General features: G+C 38.3%; 14 protein-coding genes and 3 pseudogenes. 6 read left to right on the forward strand and 11 right to left on the reverse strand.

Going from position 1 to position 18,681, the window contains the following annotated elements; genetic code table 11:
- Positions 1-383: 383 nt before the first annotated feature.
- Both MHB50_RS16830 and MHB50_RS16835 read left to right on the forward strand, forming a co-directional pair.
- Positions 384-663, forward strand: a pseudogene (locus MHB50_RS16830) (hypothetical protein); the annotation flags it as partial.
- Positions 664-771: 108 nt separating this feature from the next.
- The gene (locus MHB50_RS16835; protein WP_339165500.1) at positions 772-1,473 is read left to right on the forward strand and encodes a GNAT family N-acetyltransferase; all 702 of its coding nucleotides are present in this window, start codon (positions 772-774) and stop codon (positions 1,471-1,473) included.
- Positions 1,474-1,873: 400 nt separating this feature from the next.
- Here MHB50_RS16835 and MHB50_RS16840 read toward each other — a convergent pair whose 3' ends face one another.
- Positions 1,874-2,731, reverse strand: a complete 858-nt coding sequence (locus tag MHB50_RS16840) for an IS1380 family transposase (protein ID WP_339164847.1) — start codon at positions 2,729-2,731, stop codon at positions 1,874-1,876.
- Positions 2,732-2,876: 145 nt separating this feature from the next.
- Here MHB50_RS16840 and MHB50_RS16845 point away from each other — a divergent pair, with 145 nt between their 5' ends.
- Together MHB50_RS16845 and MHB50_RS16850 are read left to right on the forward strand one after the other, a co-directional pair.
- The gene (locus tag MHB50_RS16845) at positions 2,877-3,584 is read left to right on the forward strand and encodes an ABC transporter ATP-binding protein (protein ID WP_340084258.1); all 708 of its coding nucleotides are present in this window, start codon (positions 2,877-2,879) and stop codon (positions 3,582-3,584) included.
- Complete coding sequence (locus MHB50_RS16850; RefSeq protein WP_340084259.1) at positions 3,577-4,818, forward strand: ABC transporter permease; 1,242 nt, start codon at positions 3,577-3,579, stop codon at positions 4,816-4,818. The genes MHB50_RS16845 and MHB50_RS16850 overlap by 8 nt, the downstream gene beginning before the upstream one ends.
- A 304-nt stretch (positions 4,819-5,122) precedes the next feature.
- Here MHB50_RS16850 and istB read toward each other — a convergent pair whose 3' ends face one another.
- The 3 genes and pseudogenes from istB to MHB50_RS16865 all read right to left on the reverse strand — a co-directional run.
- On the reverse strand, positions 5,123-5,890 hold the full coding sequence (gene istB / locus MHB50_RS16855; protein ID WP_077109955.1) for an IS21-like element helper ATPase IstB: 768 nt from the start codon (positions 5,888-5,890) through the stop codon (positions 5,123-5,125).
- On the reverse strand, positions 5,883-7,178 hold the full coding sequence (gene istA, locus MHB50_RS16860; RefSeq protein ID WP_077109956.1) for an IS21 family transposase: 1,296 nt from the start codon (positions 7,176-7,178) through the stop codon (positions 5,883-5,885). Before istA ends, istB begins: the two co-directional genes overlap by 8 nt.
- A gap of 161 nt (positions 7,179-7,339) precedes the next feature.
- Positions 7,340-7,579, reverse strand: a pseudogene (locus tag MHB50_RS16865) (IS1380 family transposase); the annotation flags it as partial.
- Between the two features lie 82 nt (positions 7,580-7,661).
- On the opposite strand from MHB50_RS16865, the gene MHB50_RS16870 reads away from it, so the two are divergent.
- Positions 7,662-7,985: an IS66 family insertion sequence element accessory protein TnpB gene (locus MHB50_RS16870; protein WP_340084260.1), complete on the forward strand. Its 324-nt coding sequence runs from the start codon at positions 7,662-7,664 to the stop codon at positions 7,983-7,985.
- Positions 7,986-8,544: 559 nt separating this feature from the next.
- On the forward strand, positions 8,545-9,978 hold the full coding sequence (locus MHB50_RS16875) for an IS1182 family transposase (protein ID WP_340084261.1): 1,434 nt from the start codon (positions 8,545-8,547) through the stop codon (positions 9,976-9,978).
- Between the two features lie 173 nt (positions 9,979-10,151).
- Here MHB50_RS16875 and MHB50_RS16880 read toward each other — a convergent pair.
- The 7 genes and pseudogenes from MHB50_RS16880 to MHB50_RS16910 all read right to left on the reverse strand — a co-directional run bounded on the left by MHB50_RS16880 (position 10,152) and on the right by MHB50_RS16910 (position 18,665).
- Positions 10,152-11,365: pseudogene (locus MHB50_RS16880) on the reverse strand (ISL3 family transposase).
- A gap of 199 nt (positions 11,366-11,564) precedes the next feature.
- Positions 11,565-13,184 carry a D-aminoacylase gene (locus MHB50_RS16885; RefSeq protein ID WP_340084262.1) on the reverse strand — a complete coding sequence of 540 codons (1,620 nt, stop codon included), beginning with the start codon at positions 13,182-13,184 and terminating at the stop codon, positions 11,565-11,567.
- Positions 13,185-13,207: 23 nt separating this feature from the next.
- Positions 13,208-14,110: an ABC transporter permease gene (locus tag MHB50_RS16890; RefSeq protein ID WP_340084263.1), complete on the reverse strand. Its 903-nt coding sequence runs from the start codon at positions 14,108-14,110 to the stop codon at positions 13,208-13,210.
- A gap of 17 nt (positions 14,111-14,127) precedes the next feature.
- Positions 14,128-15,045, reverse strand: coding sequence for an ABC transporter permease (locus MHB50_RS16895; RefSeq protein ID WP_077111467.1), 918 nt, complete (start codon positions 15,043-15,045; stop codon positions 14,128-14,130).
- Positions 15,046-15,113: 68 nt separating this feature from the next.
- The gene (locus tag MHB50_RS16900) at positions 15,114-16,670 is read right to left on the reverse strand and encodes an ABC transporter substrate-binding protein (RefSeq protein ID WP_340084264.1); all 1,557 of its coding nucleotides are present in this window, start codon (positions 16,668-16,670) and stop codon (positions 15,114-15,116) included.
- 44 nt (positions 16,671-16,714) lie between these two features.
- Positions 16,715-17,674: an oligopeptide/dipeptide ABC transporter ATP-binding protein gene (locus tag MHB50_RS16905; RefSeq protein WP_340084265.1), complete on the reverse strand. Its 960-nt coding sequence runs from the start codon at positions 17,672-17,674 to the stop codon at positions 16,715-16,717.
- Positions 17,675-17,702: 28 nt separating this feature from the next.
- A complete protein-coding gene (locus tag MHB50_RS16910; protein WP_340084266.1) occupies positions 17,703-18,665 on the reverse strand; it encodes an ABC transporter ATP-binding protein in 963 nt (320 codons plus the stop codon).
- Positions 18,666-18,681 lie beyond the last annotated feature (16 nt).

Consider the following 18,681-nt stretch of genomic DNA (forward strand, 5'->3'; position numbering starts at 1 on the left):
TTATTTGTTCCCCGTACTTTAGTATGATCGTGTTCACCGTCTAGTGTTCAGTCTGGATTCACTGAAGACAAGCTCTCCCCTACTCCATAGCTTGTAATATAGTTTCTTCTCATTTCTATAGCAGCCGCCTCTACTGCATGATCACTCCATTAACAATGAGACAATAAAAGCTTCATATGATAGACCCCCTTGACATAACAGGTATTAATACCATATTATAAGCTGTAATATATAGATGATGAACAATCTAGATAAAAAAGTAGTGTAGTTAATATAAACGGAGTCAATAGCTAATCTTGCAAAAAGTAGTTTAGAATTACAAGCGGTCAGAATAAGGCTCCTTCCATATACTTTTTAAAATCCGCAATATTTTATGATCACAAATGAACTGTCTGAATAGTTTGCGAAAGGAACGAACTATATGGAAGATTACATCCATTCACCTCTACGCCATTCATTTACCGCTTGATCAACCTTTTACTGTCAGTTACAATACTTATCATGAAATGCCTTCCATCATCATTAAGATTGAAGCCTGACCAAGGAATTTCGGGTTTTGGTGAAGCGGTTCCAGATGAATTCGTAACAGGTGAAACGTTTGAAAGTACATACCAACTGTTAAAGCAGACCTTTGCCCAGGTCATAATAGGACAAAATCCCATGGCATCTTACTAGAACAGCCCGGCTTAGGTGTTGATATAGACGAACAAACTCTGCAAAGAGTAACAAAGTTTCAAGATGTGATTACATAATAAAAGGAGCGTGTACATGGTGGCTTATTTTTATAAAGGGGTAATGGCTACAAATAATAAGCAATATAAAGTCCGTCACCTGACTATGAACGATATAGAGCATATATTGCAACTTCAAGAATTGGTTGTGCAAACACTTGACAACCAGGATATATTGCAGCCGCTTTCTTATGATGAATATCAATACATTATGGATGGCAAGGGGATGATCATTGGTGCTTTCGCCGACGACAGGCTGATTGCTTTCCGCGCCCTTTTGATTCCTCCAAGCGATGACGCAGAACATTTGGGGCTTGATGTCGGATTGAAAGAAGAAGAATTGCCAACTGTTATTTATCAAGAAATATCCAACGTTCACCCTGACTATCGCGGTAACCGCTTGCAGCAAAAACTGGCCCAGCTGATCATGAACGAACTGTCGGCTCTTGATCACTCATTTAAATACGTCTGCTGTACGGTCATGCCCTCGAACATTCCCAGTTTGAAAGACAAACTAGCACAGGGCATGGTGATTGCTGCCTTAAAAGAAAAATATCAAGGACGGCTACGCTATGTACTTGTAAAAAAACTACATGAGAACACCTGCGAAAATTGGACTGATACCACGGCTCTTCCAATAAATAAGATCAAAGAACAACAAACATTACTGAAGGAGGGCTGGCTCGGATTTACATTACAAAAGGACGAGGAACATTATAAAGTTGTGTACGGCAAAATATAAAGTAAATTAGTTATGGGATATTACCTTTAATGTGGGTTCCAAGCACCTCCACAAATTGAATCAAGAAAATCTTTTGATGACCTTTTAATTGAAGAGAATCTGAAAAAGACATCGATCACCTAAAGTACAAACAAGCCTTTCGCTCGTTCCTAAAAGCTGTAAAAAGAGGCCGTCCAAAAAGTAACATCGCAGCTTGAAAACTAAAAAACAAAACCCAAGTTTCCGTAAAATCAACATTCTTGGGTTTTATATTTTAGTGCATTTGCTCTAAATTGGACTTTTTAGACAGCCCCAACCTTCTCCTTTAAAATTGCTTTTAAGGCAATATAAAAAATGGCATGAAGCTGCTCTTCCCTGTAGCAAAATGATCGTTTTTTGACCCAACGATATATCGGCCTCATCAGCTCTTACCTTTAATGGTGGAAATAGAGTAGCCCGTATATACTTTTTTTCCCGGGCGCACTTCACGGCAGGTTCCCTCGGCCTGGGCGATGGCCAGCCAGTCTTCTGCAGTTTCTTTTCGCGGGTTTCGCTTGATGATAAAGTCTACTTCGTTCTGGAAGCAAACTTTCATATTGTCAGCACTGTCACACCCCGAATCCATCCGGACAAGCAGCGGTTGATCTGTCATTTGTCTTGCAAGTTCAATCGTCTTTTGAAGAAATTCCGGGGTGCCATTTTGTGAATGAACATTGCCTTCACGCAACTCTACATTGACACAATACCCTTCTTGTCCCAGATAGGCAAGTATGGGGGCATAGCCGTCACAGCCCTTATACGTTCTTTCCACTCCTTCTTTCCTGGTATTGGAGTTGTCAAAGGGAGAGACATCCACATCTAAAGGGACATATGGCGTATCGTTCGCATAGACAGGCGAAATGGATGTATTTAAACGCTGGACAAGGTCTGCTGACTCTTCCAGCAAGATCTCTTTCCAATCGTCCGACAAGGCAGCCTGGTCCAGCCGTTGGCGAAGAGTGGGGCTTGAAGGGACGTTGTCGATATTCAGGGCGTAACGGAAAAATTCATCTTCCCGGAAATCCTCGATATCATCAAAATCACTCTTGCCCTGGCAGAGTAAGCCGATATAGGAAGAAGCGACATCTCCGTTAGAAATTGAAGGGTTTTCCGTTTTATCCAGTTTCGTATTATTTAATCGCTGCGAAAGATTGGTGTAATGTAAAAGGTCGCCAACAATGGCTAAACCGGTATGCGCTGTAATTCGTTCATCTGTAGTTTCAATAATAAACTTTTTCATAGAAATATCACCCGTTTGGTGAATTTACTAAATTCTTCTTTTTTGGGTATTATACCTGATTTCACCAGCTTTTGGATGCATTTTAGATAAAATTAGTCACGGATTAAGGATATATTTATTAAAATCGTGAGGTGATTTTATTAATATGTTAACTGTTAATATAAACTCTGCAGGATACGATAAAAAAAATATATATTTAAAAAATATAAAGTTTAAAATTAATAAAGGTGAAATTGTTGGTTTAATTGGAGCAAACGGTGCTGGAAAAAGTACAACTATTAAATCAATTATAGGTACTATCAATGAATTTGATGGTACTATTGAAATTCAAACAAATTTGCGCTTTTCTTATATCCCCGAAGAACCTATTATTTATGAAAATCTTACGTTATGGGAGCATTTATCACTTGCTTCATCCTCGTATCAATTAAAAGATTGTGTTTGGATTCCGAAAGCAAACGAGTTACTGCAATTATTTAAACTAGATGATAAAAAAGATGCATTTCCTGTGAATTTTTCAAAGGGGATGAAACAAAAAACACTTATCGTATTAAGCTTCATGACACAGTCTGATATTTATATAATTGACGAACCATTTATTGGTCTTGATCCGATAGCAACAATAATTTCACTTCTTATACTTGAAAAAAATCGAGGAGCTTCAATACTGATGTCTACACATGTCCTAGATACAGCAGAAAAACTATGTGATAGATTCATTCTTTTATCAAATGGTCAAATCTTATGTGAGGGGACTTTGAGTAAAGTTCGTAATCTATCCGGCCAATCAAAAGATTCATCATTACTTGATTGTTTCAATTACTTATTAGAAGGTGAAAGCAATAATGAGTAACTCTTATCAATTATTTTTGCAAAGACTGAAATTAGATTTATTAAATCTATATAAAGTATATAGAGTAATAGTTGATTGGACTATCGCTCTTTACATAATTATTCCTGGTTTAGTTATTGGTATTGCTTTTTATATGGAATGGTGGAGTGAATTGCCTTATGTCCTTCAAACTCTAACTTTTAATAAACTATTAATAATTACCTTTCTTACTTTCTTTCTAAACGACATTAAAATTTTTATATATTCTACTGATCAATTGTTTTTAATACAAAACATAAAGCTTCTCAAAAAGATTACATTATATGGACTAATTTATTCATTATTTGTAACATTCCTTACCTCAATCATTATTTTTATAATTTTACTACCTATTTTAGTTAATAAATTTCATTTAACCATTCAATTTATTATATATTTCTATTTTTACTACTTATCTTCAAATGTTTTGTTTTTGATTATTAGGAAAAAAATAAAAATTTACTGTGAATCTTTTTTATTTTATATACTCTTTTACATTCTTTCACTAACTCTTTATTTTATTTTATGGGATTACTTTTTAAGCTCTTTTTATATTATGATATCAGTAATAAGCATCTATATAATATTCACAATTATATTTTCTAAAAAGATCCTCTTTTCAGGAGTGAAGTTTACAAAATTAGTTAGCCTGGATGAAATTATTAGAAATAAATGGATTAGGCTCGTACTTTGGCAAGGTGGCCATACAAAGTTATTAAATAGTCAAGGTACATACAGACCTTGGATTTTAAAAAGCTCTAAACTTATTTTTAAACAAAGAACAGTTCCTAATATATTAACAGATGCTTTTATTAAAACTTTTCTAAGAGATAAAAGCAGTATACTTACTTTTTTTCAGTTAATGGTACTATTTATAACTGCTTTATTTCTTGTTTCTAATTTTTGGACTAGATTTATTATCTGGGGATTTGCAATTTATATGATTTTGGATATCTTTAAAAATAATTGGTTAGCTTTCCGCTTTAGCTCATTTATATCTATGTTTCGTTGGGATTATAATGATTTAATTATTTCACTAAAAAAAAGTATGTACATCTTATCATTTCCCTTTATTTTCATTATAGGTGGAATCTTTGGTTACTTAAATTTTAATCCTTTAGGGATTATTACATTCTCATTTATTTCAATTGTTCTATCAATTTTGAAAATAAAATATAATATCCGAAATTTAAATAAGAATTATAAGATAACCTGAATCCGTGGTATAGATTGTTAAAACAATAGAAAACCGGTACTGTCCACGCTTATGAGTGTTTCTTTTGTAATAACATGAATACGAAAACGAAAAACAGGTCACTTCATTTGTTTTCAGCTTTTTTGCCTCCCTTTTGAAGGCATGCTTAAATAAGCCTTGGGATATAAATGTCAACGATGATATGTACACTTTTGACTGTTTTAATATGTACAATTTTGATAAAAGACAATGGCTACAGGAACCCTAACTATATACAGATCATCTTCACGTGATCAAACAGTTCGTCACCCATGATCACATACCATTACTGGCCATTGCTTTCTTTATTCTCTTTCACAAGGTGGTTTTTCAGACGGTAGGAGTCCCCGGCTATGCTCACCACTGTGGCATGATGAAGGATTCGGTCCAAAATGGCATTGGCGATTTTAGTATCTTGGAATACCTCTCCCCATAACTTGAAGCTTACGTTTGTAGTTAGGATAGTGCTTTTCTTTTCATATCGCATGTCAATCAGTTGGAAAAACAGTTTGGCATCTTCCGCATCGATAGGTAAATAGCCAAGTTCATCAATAATAAGTAGCTTATATTTGGCGTAATGTTTCAGCCTGGTTTCCAGTCTGTTTTCAACGTTTGCCTTTTTCAGGTTTAGGATCAGATCATTGCACTTGATGAAATACGTGCTTGTCCTTTTCTTTGCGGCTGCGATGCCGATAGCCGTGGCCAAATGTGTTTTACCGACTCCGCTGGGCCCCAGGAACACAATATTCTCCTGCAATTCTATAAACCGCAAAGTGGTAAAATCCAATATTTGTTCTTTATACACCGATGGCTGAAAATCAAAGTCAAAGTCTTTCACCTCCTTTAAATGCGGAAACGCCGCCACCTTGACCATCGATTTCATCATATTGATTTCTTTCATGTCAATTTCATAATCCGTCAGCTTGATTAATGTTTCTGTAAAAGATAGCTGGTTCTTCATCATAAAATCAACGGTTTCATCCAAATGTAGAGCCATCTGGTTTAACTTCAGATACTCCAGGTTTTTCATCAGCTTTGTATAATGGCTATTCATTTTTATACACCTCATTAATCGCTTCTAAATTCTTCCTGGCCAGTTCCTCAATATCTAGGTCATCGGTAGACGACAGGCCTCTGGCTAAAATTTCGGTATAATGTTCCGGCTTATAATTCATTCGGTGCTGACTAATATGGTGTTGGACAATTAATTCTGTGTTATAATAAACGTAAATATAGTTGTCATATATTTGCAGACCTACAGTTCTTCCTATGTATCCAGCGGGTACTGAATACTGGTTAGACTTGTAGGTGATCATATTCGAGGTGTTTACTTTCACCGGTTTATGATCAATCTTATATGAATCTCTTATTCGTTCATTTGGTAGTGGGCGTAGGAGGTTCTTTTCTTTTTTCAAAGCGAGTATTGGTATTTTCCCAGTCCCCTGATGATAGCTGTTATTGATCCGGTTACAAAGCTTTTGGACAAATTGATGGAGCTCCTCGTAACTGAACTGCCCTTGATAAGCATGGATCTCATCAATAAACTTCATTGGGGCTTCCACCTTGGCTTTCGTTCTCGGTTTCCCCGCCATACAAGGCCTTACCTCAAACCCCATATCTTTCGCGAATTGATAGAAGCGTTCATTTACCTTTCCTTTCTGATACTCTGTCCGGGGAGTGTCCATGACGGTTTTCATATTATCTGTCAAAATCTCCTGAGGAACCCCTCCAATGGCTTCAAAACTCTCTGTCAGGAAAGATAACAATACACTTTGGGATTTTGAAACGGATAAATAGTAGGTCCGGAACCTTGAATAGGAAAGCAATAGCACACAAACATTCACATAGATCGTTTCACCATCCTTCGTGATGTAACGGATGTTCTCTTTCCAATCGAGCTGGGCCTGTTCTGCCGGTGAGGTTTCGAAGCGGATCACCTCACTCTCCGCACTTTTTCGCTTTCCGGCTTCAAAATATCTTTGAAATTCCGGCTTTTTTGATATGTAGGCTCTAAATGTTGACTGAGAGCACTTCAGGCCGTGATTATCTTTTAAATACTGCCAAAGGACCCTTTTATAATAGAAGACCTGTTTTGATTCTGTGGATAAAAGCAGGGAGATTACATCGTAATACTCATCTATTTTTGATGTTCGCTCCCTGAAGTTTTTAGGCATATAACCCTTGAGATATTTATCCACCGTCCTTCGATCTACACCCATATCTCGCGCCAATCTACTTTTATTTATTTTCATCTTTAAGCTCTCCATTAGTGTATTTAATTTTGGCAAATCCGTAAGATGGTTAATCTCTATATTTGTGTTGACGTCCAATGTTATGTACATAATATTCACCTCAAGAATATTATGCGGTTATTGGTCGAAGCTGTACATTATTAAACAATCAACTTTGTACATTCTTAGAGTAGCATTTATATTGGGATTAGGCTTTTTTAAAAAAGCTATTCTTTTTAACGATGAAGTTCAATAAAAAGCGTAGTGGAAGTTCAATAAAAAGCATAATAGATCCTTTCAAATACCGGAAGCCAGCGATGATGCCTGTGAATTTTTAACTTCCACTGCCTACTGTGATAGACAAGCTTCGAGGCCAAAGTAATCATATTTTGAATAACTGTTCGTATACGACGCCTTTTCACGTTTTTTCTTAATGGGGCATCGTCGGCTTTCAAGCTTTCCTGACCAATGATCCGTAGCAGATTGTATGCAAACAGGCCGAAGTGAAGTACGTAAGCGTAAAATAAAAAACACATAGGAATCCATGGTCATGCATGGAATAATCTTCTTAGAAATAACTTGGGAGGTTATGCGATGACCCTGAAAAATAAAAGAATAGAATGGAAAGAGCGATATACGACTTGGAAAGAGAGTGGCAAAAGTATTGCTGAATGGTGTCGTAACGAGGAAATCACGTTGCATCAAATGTATTATTGGGTGCGGCAATTTGAAGAAGAATCCGTTTCTTCCGAAGCAGATTCTCCCCAATGGCTTACTGTCCAATTAGGAGAAGAAGCTTTTCCTTCAAAACAAGGTGCGATCTTCGTTCATAAGGGAGACCTATCCGTGGAAGTTCGAACCGGAGCCGATATGGCCTTACTATCTGATATTTTGCTTGTACTCCAACGCCCATGCTGACAAACGTATCGTTCGATAGGGTGTATCTAGCATGCGGGAGCACCGATCTACGCAAATCTATAGATGGGTTAGCCGTTATTGTGAGGGAATGCTTTGACCTAGACCCCTTTTCTCCTAGCCTGTTCGTATTCTGTAATCGAAAACGGGACAAGCTGAAAATCTTGCAGTGGGAACACAATGGTTTCTGGCTTCATTACCGTAGGTTGGAACGCGGAACCTTCCACTGGCCTTCCGAAAAAGACTCAGCTCCCATGCACATTAGCCCTCGTCAACTTCGTTGGCTATTGGATGGGTTGACTCTTGATCAGAAAAAAGCTCACCGTGAAGTGACAGCGCGTACCATTCTATAAAGTGAAACTTCATTCAGTAGGCGTTTCTCCTACTGAATGTTAGTTGAACCAATCGGGCATTTAGGGGCCGTTTCTCCCACTTAGACCTTTTGTATTCACTCAAGATTTTGAAGTAGGAGTCTTACGGCACCTTACATCAGACTGTCTAACAAATAAAACCAAAAAAAGGTATAATATAGGTAACTTATAAGCAGAGGAGATTCTTTAGAATGGGCAATGTTCACGGTTTTTCAAGAGATCAAATAAGTTTTCAATTACTGTGTTTAGATGAAATGATTGATAAGGAAAACCCTGTTCGAGCAATTGATGCTTTCGTAGAATCACTCTGCTTGGTCGATATGGGAATTAAAGAATATAAAAAACATAATCCTGGACAACAACCTTATGAGAGAAAAGATTTATTAAAGTTGTTCATCTATGGATACTTTAACAAGATCAGATCTTCTCGTTCTTTAGAGATAGAATGTAAAAGAAATATCGAGTTAATGTGGTTAGTAAATGGAATACGTCCTGATCATGGGACTATTTCATTATTTCTAAAGGAAAACCGTAAAGGCTTTAAGAAAGTTATGCGCACTTTTACATACTTACTTAAAGGATGGGGATTAATTGATGGCAAGCTTATTGCCATTGATGGAACAAAAATACGAGCACAAAATAGTAAGAAAAATTGCATTACTTCAAATGGATTAACAAAGAAGATGAATTATATTGATGAAAAGATTGAACACTACCTCCAACAACTAGAACAAATAGCACAGGAGAATGAATTAACAGAAGAGAACGTTTCATCTATTGAATCGAAAATTGATAAATATCAAAAGAAAAAAGAATATTTAACAGAAATAAAAAAGAAAATGAATGAAGAAGAAAAGAACCAATTGACAACGACAGATCCGGAATCTAGAGCTATGAAAAATAATGGGAAAATAGATGTAGCTTACAATATGCAATCTTCTGTAGATAATAAGCATAAACTGATTGTCACTTTAGATGTGGTAAACGATGTAAATGATCAGAGTCAACTATCCTCGATGGTTTCAAAAACAAATGAAATATTATCAAAAAACACAGACAGAGTCATAGTAGCTGATACAGGATATTATAATGCAAAAGAAATAAAAGATTGTTTAGATGACGGAAACACTTTATATTTAAAACCTCAAAAAAAGAAAAGTATGTCAGGAGATCCTACTTATTCAAAAGATAATTTTCAGTATCAAAAAGAAACAGATAGTTATCGTTGTCCTCAAGGACAAGAACTTCCTTACAAGGAAAACACGTCTAAAAATGGCTTGAAGTACAAAAGGTATATTGGAGGAGATGTTTGTTTATCTTGTCCTGTATATAGTTTATGTACAAAAGCTAAAAGAGGAAGAAATATTCAACGCTGGGAACATGAAGAACTTATCGAAAAATTGAAAGAAGATACGGAAGCCAATAATGAAATTTATAAAAAACGATCACAAATTGTGGAACATCCTTTTGGAACCATTAAGCGATCCTTTGGTTATACTTTCTTTCTAGGGAAAGGGCTGGATTCTGTGAACGCGGAAGCAGCTCTAATTGGTGTTGCCTATAATTTCAAAAGACTAACGAAAATCAAAAAAGTTTCGGAGATTGTGGAGCTATTAGTAGCTTAACCACACCGAAACTCTTTGTTAATTTCAATATTAGAAGTTTTGCAAGCAAAAAAGTACGTTTGAGTGCTGAAAATTGAATATTTGTTAGACAGTCTGACATGCGGGATAAATAAAGTGAAATATAAAATAAGGTTCTATGTCAAATGTTGGGGTGGAGTGAGATGGAATCTCACCTACCCAACATGACTTCCAATTTTTTTATACTTATGTAAAAGAAGTATTCTTGCCCTTGCCCTTAGGAAGTTCCTAAATCCAAAGGCGTTCCTCTTCATGACTTTCGTCAGGTTATTAATTCCCTCCAAAAAACCATTTGAGTAATCAAATAAAAAGCTGTTTAGTACCTCTGTCTGCCAGTTCTTGAATGTACGGATAGCCTTCACAAATTCAGGGATGCCCTCTTGTTCTACCTTCCTATAAAAATCCATTAATCCTTGCTTGGTTTCTTGGATCTTAGCCTGTCCATTTTCCTTGGCTTGCTTGAACCAACAGCAGTAGGACTCTTTCAATTCGTAAGCCCTGCGAAGTTCTTCATCCATCCCAAGGTACCTGTCCAAATACCAGCGGTCCTCTTCGGTCAGCTTTGCACTGTCTTTGTAAAACACATAGCGCATCCTTTTACATTTCTGCAGGTATATCATTCCATTCAGACTGGATTCTTCTTCTGACCCCGTCAAGAGCCCAATAAATATAACGGCAAAAATGAAAACGATCTGCTACAATAACTGGCTTCCCCAACGCTTTTCGGACAGCTGCTTTAAAAGAAGGGCTCATATCCATAATGACCACTTCCACATTGGTTCCATGTTTTTGGAGATAATCCTTGATGGTCTTCTTTTTTCGGTTTGGCAAGATATCAATCGGTTCCTTTGTCTCCCCGTCAGCAATAATCAATTGATATTTTCCTTCCTTTGTATCTCCCTTGTACTCATCGATGGCGATCACCCTGGGCAGTTCTTGAACCTCTGTCATTTCCTTTACGGCCAAACGATCAAACCTGCGCATGATGGTCGATACGGAGACGCCAAACTGCTCGGCTGTTTCCTTAAACGTCTTGGCTTGCACGATCCGAATGGATACTGCCCGATTCCATTCGATAGAAAGCCGTTGATATCGATGAACAAAAGGGTTGTCCTCCGCAAATCGCTTCCCGCACGAACAGGCATAACGGCGCTTTTTGTAGAAAAGATAAGTTAACCGCTCAAACCACTTCAAATGCTTGATCTTTTGAATGCGATGAATCATGAACTTTCTTAGTCCATTCACAACAGCTTGGACACTTGTGGACCCTAACAGCCATTTCTATATGAAGCGCAATACGGGCTTCCACTTCTTCCACTTTTGTGATCCATACATCTTCAAGGCCGGGGATTTTTATGGTAAAATTCACTTGCACGCAACTCCAATCTTTTCTTGTTTCTAGGCAATTCAAGTATAAAAGAATTGGATGTTTGCGTGTATATTTTTATGTGCAAATTATGTGGAAACCCCAACATTTAGTATAGAGCCCTGAAAAAAATATCCGGTGGAAAATGCCCCTTCCACCGGATTCATGTTTGATGCCTATGAAACAAGTAACTGGACGATCATTAGCGACTCAGAATTTTTCCCGGCAACTGACCAGTGTGTTTCCCACCTCGAATCACGATCTCTCCATTAACCAAAACATGGTCTATACCCTTAGAATATTGATGAGGGTCATCAAATGTTGATACATCAATAATCTCATCCTCGGCAAAAATGGTGATATCCGCGTAGTATCCCTCTTGGATGATTCCTCTTTTATTCATTTTCATTTTCGTCGCGGGCAAAAAGGTTATTCTTTTAATGGCTTCCTCTAAACTGATAATCTTCTTTTCACGAACATACCTTCCCAGTATGCGGGGAAATGTACCATAATACCGCGGGTGAACAGCTCCTCTTCCTAATATTCCATATGGTGCCACCGCCCTGCCATCACTGGAAAGCATGGCTCTTGGATGTTTCATAAAATCTCTTATGTCATCTTTACTCATTGCAAAATAAATTGATTTAATCCCGCCTTGCTCCTCGATCAAAAGGCGAATGACTGCTTCATAAGGAGATACTTCCATGTCACTCGCTATTTCATTAATATTTTTACCCTCGTACTTTCTATTTTTTTCCGTCTTTAGCAAAGCGGCTTTTACATGCTCCCAACTATTTCCTGCCATTGGATTGTCCCATTCAGCATGTTCTCTTTTCATATCTTCGATCACTTTTTCCCGGATCGCTTGATCCCTCAGAAGTTGTGCCATATGTATAGCGCCCTTTTCCTTGGCCCATGGTGGAATGACATCCATTAATCCACTGCCATAAGCGGAATAAGGATAAAGGTCGAAATCGACATTGACACCAGCGGCGCGAGCTTCATCTATCATTGCAAGCGCTTCTTGCGCCCTTCCCCAATCAGGCCGATGGGCAAGTTTCAGGTGAGTTATTAATAAAGAAACTCCCGTCTTCCTTGCTATTTCTATGGATTCTGCAATGCTCTTAAAAACATCTCTCCCTTCATTTCTCATGTGTGTCGTATAAATACCATCATATGCGGCGATCAAACTGCAAAGCTCTAACAATTCTTTTTCACTCGTATAAAATCCGGGCTCATACTGTAAGCCCGATGACATTCCGAATAAACCTTGTTCAAGTTCATATTTTAATAAATCCAACATCTGTTTCATTTGACTTGGCGCTGGGGGATGTTTATCATACCCCATTACACCAACTTTAATGGTCCCATGTCCTACAAGAGGCGCTATATTAAAAGGAATTCCATTCGCGCCAATCTTTTGGTTTATAAACTCATGTTGGCTAGGCCAATTCCATTCCTGCCTGGCTTTTTCGTCAAGTATCGCCGTATTGGATAAGTAACTCAGCAAATTGTCGCGGTTTTTTTCTAACACTGGAGCCGCACTAAAGCCGCAATGCCCTTGCACCTCTGTTGTTACTCCCTGTCTTATCTTGCTCTCGCCTTTATTATTTTCAGGCAATGTCCATTCCGAATTGCCATGTATATCAATAAAGCCCGGAGCTACGATGCGACCCGAAGCATTGATTGTGATTCCGGCTTTTTGAGTTATATTAAAGCCAAGTTTAACGATTTTGTCCTGAACGATTCCAATATCGGCTTTATATCTCTTTTTACCGGTTCCATCAATTATCTCCCCATTTTTGATCAATACATCCAGCATAACGGCCTCCCGTTAAGAGTGATTTAGTCTTTTAACCGTGGATCTAAAGCATCCCTCAAAGCATCTCCAAATAAATTAAAGCCCAGTACTAATATCGCAAGAATAAAACCAGGAAAGAATATAATCCAAGGTGCTTCTAAAATGTAAGACCTTCCTCCGCTAATGATAGCTCCCCAGCTCGGGGTGGGTGGTTGGGCTCCAAGCCCCAGAAAGCTTAAGGAAGCCTCAGCAATAATGGCGATAGGGAACTCCATCGTCGTTAAAACAATAATAGGTGCCAGCGCATTAGGTAACATATGTTTAAAAATAATCCTTGCATGACCCATTCCCAATACTCTTGTCGCTTCAATAAACTCTTGCTCCCGTAAAGACAGAAACTCGCCTCTAATCAAGCGTGTATATTTCGACCAGCTCACCAAAGCCATCGCAATGATCAAGTTTGTCAAGCTGGGCCCTAATGCCGCGATAATGGCAATTGCCAACAGTGTTACAGGAAAAGACCAAGCAATATCTGTCATGCCCATAATGATGGAATCAATGCGGCCCCCAAAATAACCTGAGACCGCTCCGAGGATCACCCCGATCAAAAGCGAAATGGCGATGACACCAAAGCCTACGACTAAGGAAATTCTTGTTCCATAGATAACTCTGCTAAAAATATCCCTACCCAAATCATCCGTCCCAAAAAGATGTTGAGCGCTGGGTGATTGTAACATATTAGGCAAATCTATATAATCGTAAGGGTAAGGAGCAATGACAGGTGCAAATATGGCCGTAATGACCACAATGAATATAACGGCTGACCCAAATATAGCCGATTTATTTGAAAATAGTCTTTTCACAAACTCTATATTATTATTCGTTTCGAAATGAGTTTCGATGTGCGCAATCTTACTGTCGTCTTGAAAAACATAGTTCTCTTTCATCTATCTCCCACCCCCCATTAATATTTTATTCTCGGATCAAAAACAGCATATAAAATGTCGGTTATGAGATTTCCGATCAACACTAAAGCGGCCAAAATAAGCATCGAGCCTTGCACGATTGGATAATCTCTGGAAAATATTGCGTCAACCATTAACTTTCCGATGCCCGGGATGCTGAATACTGTTTCAATGATGACAGAGCCTCCAAAAATTAAACCAAGTCTCATTCCGAACAAAGTGATAATCGGGATGATCGCATTTTTTAATGCATGCTTAAAGATGACGCTTTTCTCTTCCAATCCCTTTGCCCTTGCCGTTCTGATATAATCCTGCCTAATCACCTCTAACATGCTGGATCTCACCATTCTCGCGGTGATTGCAGCATCTGTTAATCCGACAGTAAGTACTGGAAGCACAAGATGCTTGTATGTTCCATAACCGGATAGAGGAAACCAGCCAAGTTTATAAGCAAAAAAGTATAGAAGCAATAAGCCAAACAGAAAAGTCGGTAATGATAAGCCAATTAATGCACCGGTCATGGATGCATAATCTGCCAGTGTATTCCTCTTAATGGCCGCAACGACGCCGATAGGAATGGAGACAACAAAGGAAAAGATCAAGGCATAGATTCCGATCTCAAAGGTTACTAAGAGCCGTTCGCCAATAATGTCCGCAACCGGCCTATTTTGGAGAATTGAAACTCCTAAGTCACCTTTAAATAGATGACCAATAAAAGTAAAGTATTGAACATGAAGGGGCTGATCTAACCCCAAGTCTTTCTTAATGTTTTCATGCACCTCTGCTGGCGCATTCGGTCCAGCAATTAAATCGACAGGGTCGCCTGGTGATAAATGCAATATCATAAAAACGATAATCGTTAAACCAAATAAGGCGGGTATCATTAAAAAAGTTTTTCTGACGATGTAATTAACCATTGTTTCACCTCAACTGATAAGAGAGATGACCGAATACAAATTCATTCGGCCATATCCATATTGTCGCTCTACTCCATATAGACGCCATCGTTATAGTCGGGGGCTATAGGATCAAACTTGAAGTTCTGTACTTCTTTTCTGACAGCTATGCTATTACTTGGAATGTAAATCGGAACCCAAACGGCTTGTTCGATTAAATATTTTTGTACTTCGTGATAGCCTTTCACTCTTTCTTCCCATGTCGGTACTTGTTCAGCAGCCTGTATCAGATCATCCGTTTTCTGATCCTGCCATCTGGAATGATTGGGAAAAGGGAATTGTTTTGATGATAAAAACCAATCTAATATATCGGCATTTTGCCAACCATACATTCTTAGAAAGAGTTCCTGCTTCCCTTCCTTTAACATATCTGTGTAGCTTGAACTTTCGTACAATTGAATGTCTGTTTTAATTCCGACTTCCAATAGCTGAGCCTGCAGAACCTCGGCAAGCCTTCCGTAATTGCTGGCATTTTCAGCAGCGAGATTTAATGTTAAACCATCCCCATAGCCAGCTTCTTTCAGTGACTGCTTTGCTTTTTCGACATTATATTCGTACCCATCTTTTTCACTGCCTTCGTAATATTCTTCTTTTAAGATGGGAGGTAAATAACCGTGAGCTACCTCGGCATGTCCTCTAAAAACATGATCAATAATTTCTTTTTTATTAATAGCATGATTTAAAGCGCGACGTACTTTTACATCATTAAATGGCTCTTTATCTGTTGGAAAGGCAAGATATCCAAGCCTTGGGGCTCCACCGGTAAATATCTCGATATCGGCGTTTTTTTCGATACTTCCCATCATCGTTGGTGTTAAGTCCCGCACAATATGAACATTACCTGCTTCAAGCTCCATCATCCGGAGATTCTCTTCCGGGATCATTTTCATAACAATTTCACCTATCAATGGTTTGCCGTTATTCTCCATCCATTCTGGACCCCACTCATAATCGGGGTTTTTTTCCAGAACAATTTTATCGCCTTTGATCCATTCTTTTAATTTATACGGACCCGTTCCAATCGCATATTTACTGCCATACTCATCGCCGTATTTTTCGTAGGCGTCCTTACTGATAATTCCGGCTGCTGTACTGGAAAGTCTAAACAACAGATTTGGATAAGGCTTATCTAGTAAAATCGACAAAGTATGGTCGTCTTCGACCACAATTTCCTTTATGGGTTCGAATTCACTTTGAGCAGGGGATGCCGTTTCAGGATCTTTTATCGTATCAATGGTCCATTTAACATCATGTGCGGTAAGTTTGCTTCCATCATGGAAGGTAACGTTCTTTTTCAAATAAAATGTCCACTTTAAACCATCTTCTGACGTTTCCCATTTTTCGGCTAATCCAGGATGAAAATTAAAATCATTATCTCTACTAACCAATTTGTCAAATATATAAGTTAAGGCATTATGATAATCACTTGTTTTTATATGATTCAATGTTTCGGCATCCCGATCATAAGCGATTACTAATGCTTTCTTTTCGTCTTTACTTTTGGTATCTTTGTTTGCCTTACTTGAGCACCCCGATATGAATACAATGAGAACAGCAACCAGCAATGGATACATCCATTTATTCATTTTTAGTACCTCCCACCTTATATTTTTAATAATATTAAAAAGATTCAGTCTAAATTGAAGTGACAAGCTACAAAGTGATGGTCATCAACCTTTCTTGTTAGAGGTTCCTCTTGTGCGCATTTTTCAGTAGCGAATTTACAGCGTGTATGGAACCTGCAGCCCGAAGGTGGATACAAAGGGCTTGGAATTTCTCCTTCTATTACCGATAAGTCTTGCATTAATTCTGGATCTGGCAGTAGTACCGCAGATAGAAGAGCTCTTGTATAAGGATGGCGAGGATTTTCAAACAACTCATTGCTTTCGGCCATTTCTACGATTTTTCCTAAATACATGACAGCGATTTTATCGCTAAAATGATTCACGACACTTAAGTCATGCCCGATAAACAAATACGTCAGATTTAGCTCTTCTTGAAGCCGCTCCAGCAAATTAATAATTTGAGATTGGACGGAGACGTCCAATGCAGATACAGACTCATCACAAACGATAAATTTTGGATTAACGGCGAGGGCCCTTGCTATGACAATTCTTTGACGTTGTCCACCACTAAACTCGTGAGGGTATCTCGACAAATGATGTTTATTTAGGCCTACCATCTCCATTAATTCTTCTACCCTTGCTTTCCTTCTTTCTTTATTTCCCATTTTATGGACGATCAAGACTTCTTCAAGAGCATCTCCTATCTTCAGCCTGGGGTTTAGAGATGCATAGGGATCTTGAAAAATGAGTTGCATATCTTTTCGTACTGTTTTTAAGCCGTTTTTTTTCATCGTTAATAATTGCTTACCTTCAAACAATACCTCCCCTTTACTTTCTTTTAATAACCCCAAAATGGCTCGTCCTGTAGTAGATTTGCCACATCCACTTTCACCGACTAACCCCAATGTTTCACCATACTTTATATCAAAACTAATCCCATCAACCGCTTTCAAATAATTCCCTTGCTTGGGTAGTAATTCTTTGCCTATCCGAAAATGAACTTTTAAATCTTTTACTTCCAACATGTTAGAACTCACACCGTACCACCTGCTCTCATATTTGCCAACACCTTACCAAGCTGCCATTTTTCTCAATTAACGGGGGTTCTTCCAATCTGCATTGCTCTGTTACTAACTCACATCTCGATTGAAACCTGCATCCTTTCTTTATTTGCCCCGGAGCAGGGACAGAACCTTTAATTGAAAACAACTTTTTTTGAGGTTCGGCGATTTTGGGGATAGACTTTAACAATCCAATTGTGTAAGGATGCTTCGGATCCTTAAATATGGTTTTCGCATCCGAACATTCCACAATCCTGCCGCAATACATAACGATGACTTTATCTGCTGTGGCGGCAACCACGCCCATGTTATGCGTAATAAACAGAACAGCAGTCTCGGTTTGTGATTTTAGATCATTCATAAGCTTTAAAATTTGGGCTTGTGTTGTTACATCTAAAGCGGTTGTAGGCTCGTCGGCTACTAACAACTCCGGCTTGCACACAAGCGCCATCGCAATCACAACTCGCTGTCTCATCCCTCCACTAAGTTGATGAGGATACTGTTGCAGCCTTTGTGCTGGAGAGGGTATATTGACCTTTTTCAACATTTCCAGCGCTTTTTCCATGGCCTCTTTTTTCGTCACATTTTGATGCATCATAATCGTTTCCATTAACTGATTCCCGATGGTAAACACGGGATTCAATGTAGTCATCGGTTCCTGAAAAACCATGGAAACCCTGTTCCCGCGAACAGCCCGCATATCTTTATCGGAGAGCTTCAAGAGATCCTTGCCCTTAAAGACGATTTCCCCGCCTGTAATTTTCCCGGCATGCTCTGGAATCAATCTCATGATGGATAAAGCTGTTACACTTTTACCTGATCCCGACTCTCCCACCACACATACGGTTTGCCCCTTTGAAATGCTGAAGCTTACATGATCTACTGCTGGTACAAGTTCTTTTTTTCGATAAAAAGAAGTCGTTAAATTCGTTATTTCCAAAATTGGTTCTTCCATTTTTATCCCTACTTAA

This window comes from Siminovitchia sp. FSL H7-0308, from assembly GCF_037980985.1.
GTDB classification, from domain to species: Bacteria; Bacillota; Bacilli; order Bacillales; family Bacillaceae_C; genus Siminovitchia; species Siminovitchia thermophila.

Excerpts from the sequence above, each read along its gene's own strand:
- MHB50_RS16870 (WP_340084260.1), top strand. The coding sequence starts at position 7,662 with ATGACCCTGAAAAATAAAAGAATAGAATGGAAAGAGCGATATACGACT.
- MHB50_RS16890 (WP_340084263.1), bottom strand. The coding sequence starts at position 14,110 with ATGAAAGAGAACTATGTTTTTCAAGACGACAGTAAGATTGCGCACATC.
- MHB50_RS16875 (WP_340084261.1), top strand. The coding sequence starts at position 8,545 with ATGGGCAATGTTCACGGTTTTTCAAGAGATCAAATAAGTTTTCAATTA.
- MHB50_RS16840 (WP_339164847.1), bottom strand. The coding sequence starts at position 2,731 with ATGAAAAAGTTTATTATTGAAACTACAGATGAACGAATTACAGCGCAT.
- MHB50_RS16850 (WP_340084259.1), top strand. The coding sequence starts at position 3,577 with ATGAGTAACTCTTATCAATTATTTTTGCAAAGACTGAAATTAGATTTA.
- MHB50_RS16900 (WP_340084264.1), bottom strand. The coding sequence starts at position 16,670 with ATGAATAAATGGATGTATCCATTGCTGGTTGCTGTTCTCATTGTATTC.
- MHB50_RS16895 (WP_077111467.1), bottom strand. The coding sequence starts at position 15,045 with ATGGTTAATTACATCGTCAGAAAAACTTTTTTAATGATACCCGCCTTA.
- MHB50_RS16905 (WP_340084265.1), bottom strand. The coding sequence starts at position 17,674 with ATGTTGGAAGTAAAAGATTTAAAAGTTCATTTTCGGATAGGCAAAGAA.
- MHB50_RS16885 (WP_340084262.1), bottom strand. The coding sequence starts at position 13,184 with ATGCTGGATGTATTGATCAAAAATGGGGAGATAATTGATGGAACCGGT.
- istA (WP_077109956.1), bottom strand. The coding sequence starts at position 7,178 with ATGTACATAACATTGGACGTCAACACAAATATAGAGATTAACCATCTT.
- MHB50_RS16910 (WP_340084266.1), bottom strand. The coding sequence starts at position 18,665 with ATGGAAGAACCAATTTTGGAAATAACGAATTTAACGACTTCTTTTTAT.
- istB (WP_077109955.1), bottom strand. The coding sequence starts at position 5,890 with ATGAATAGCCATTATACAAAGCTGATGAAAAACCTGGAGTATCTGAAG.
- MHB50_RS16845 (WP_340084258.1), top strand. The coding sequence starts at position 2,877 with ATGTTAACTGTTAATATAAACTCTGCAGGATACGATAAAAAAAATATA.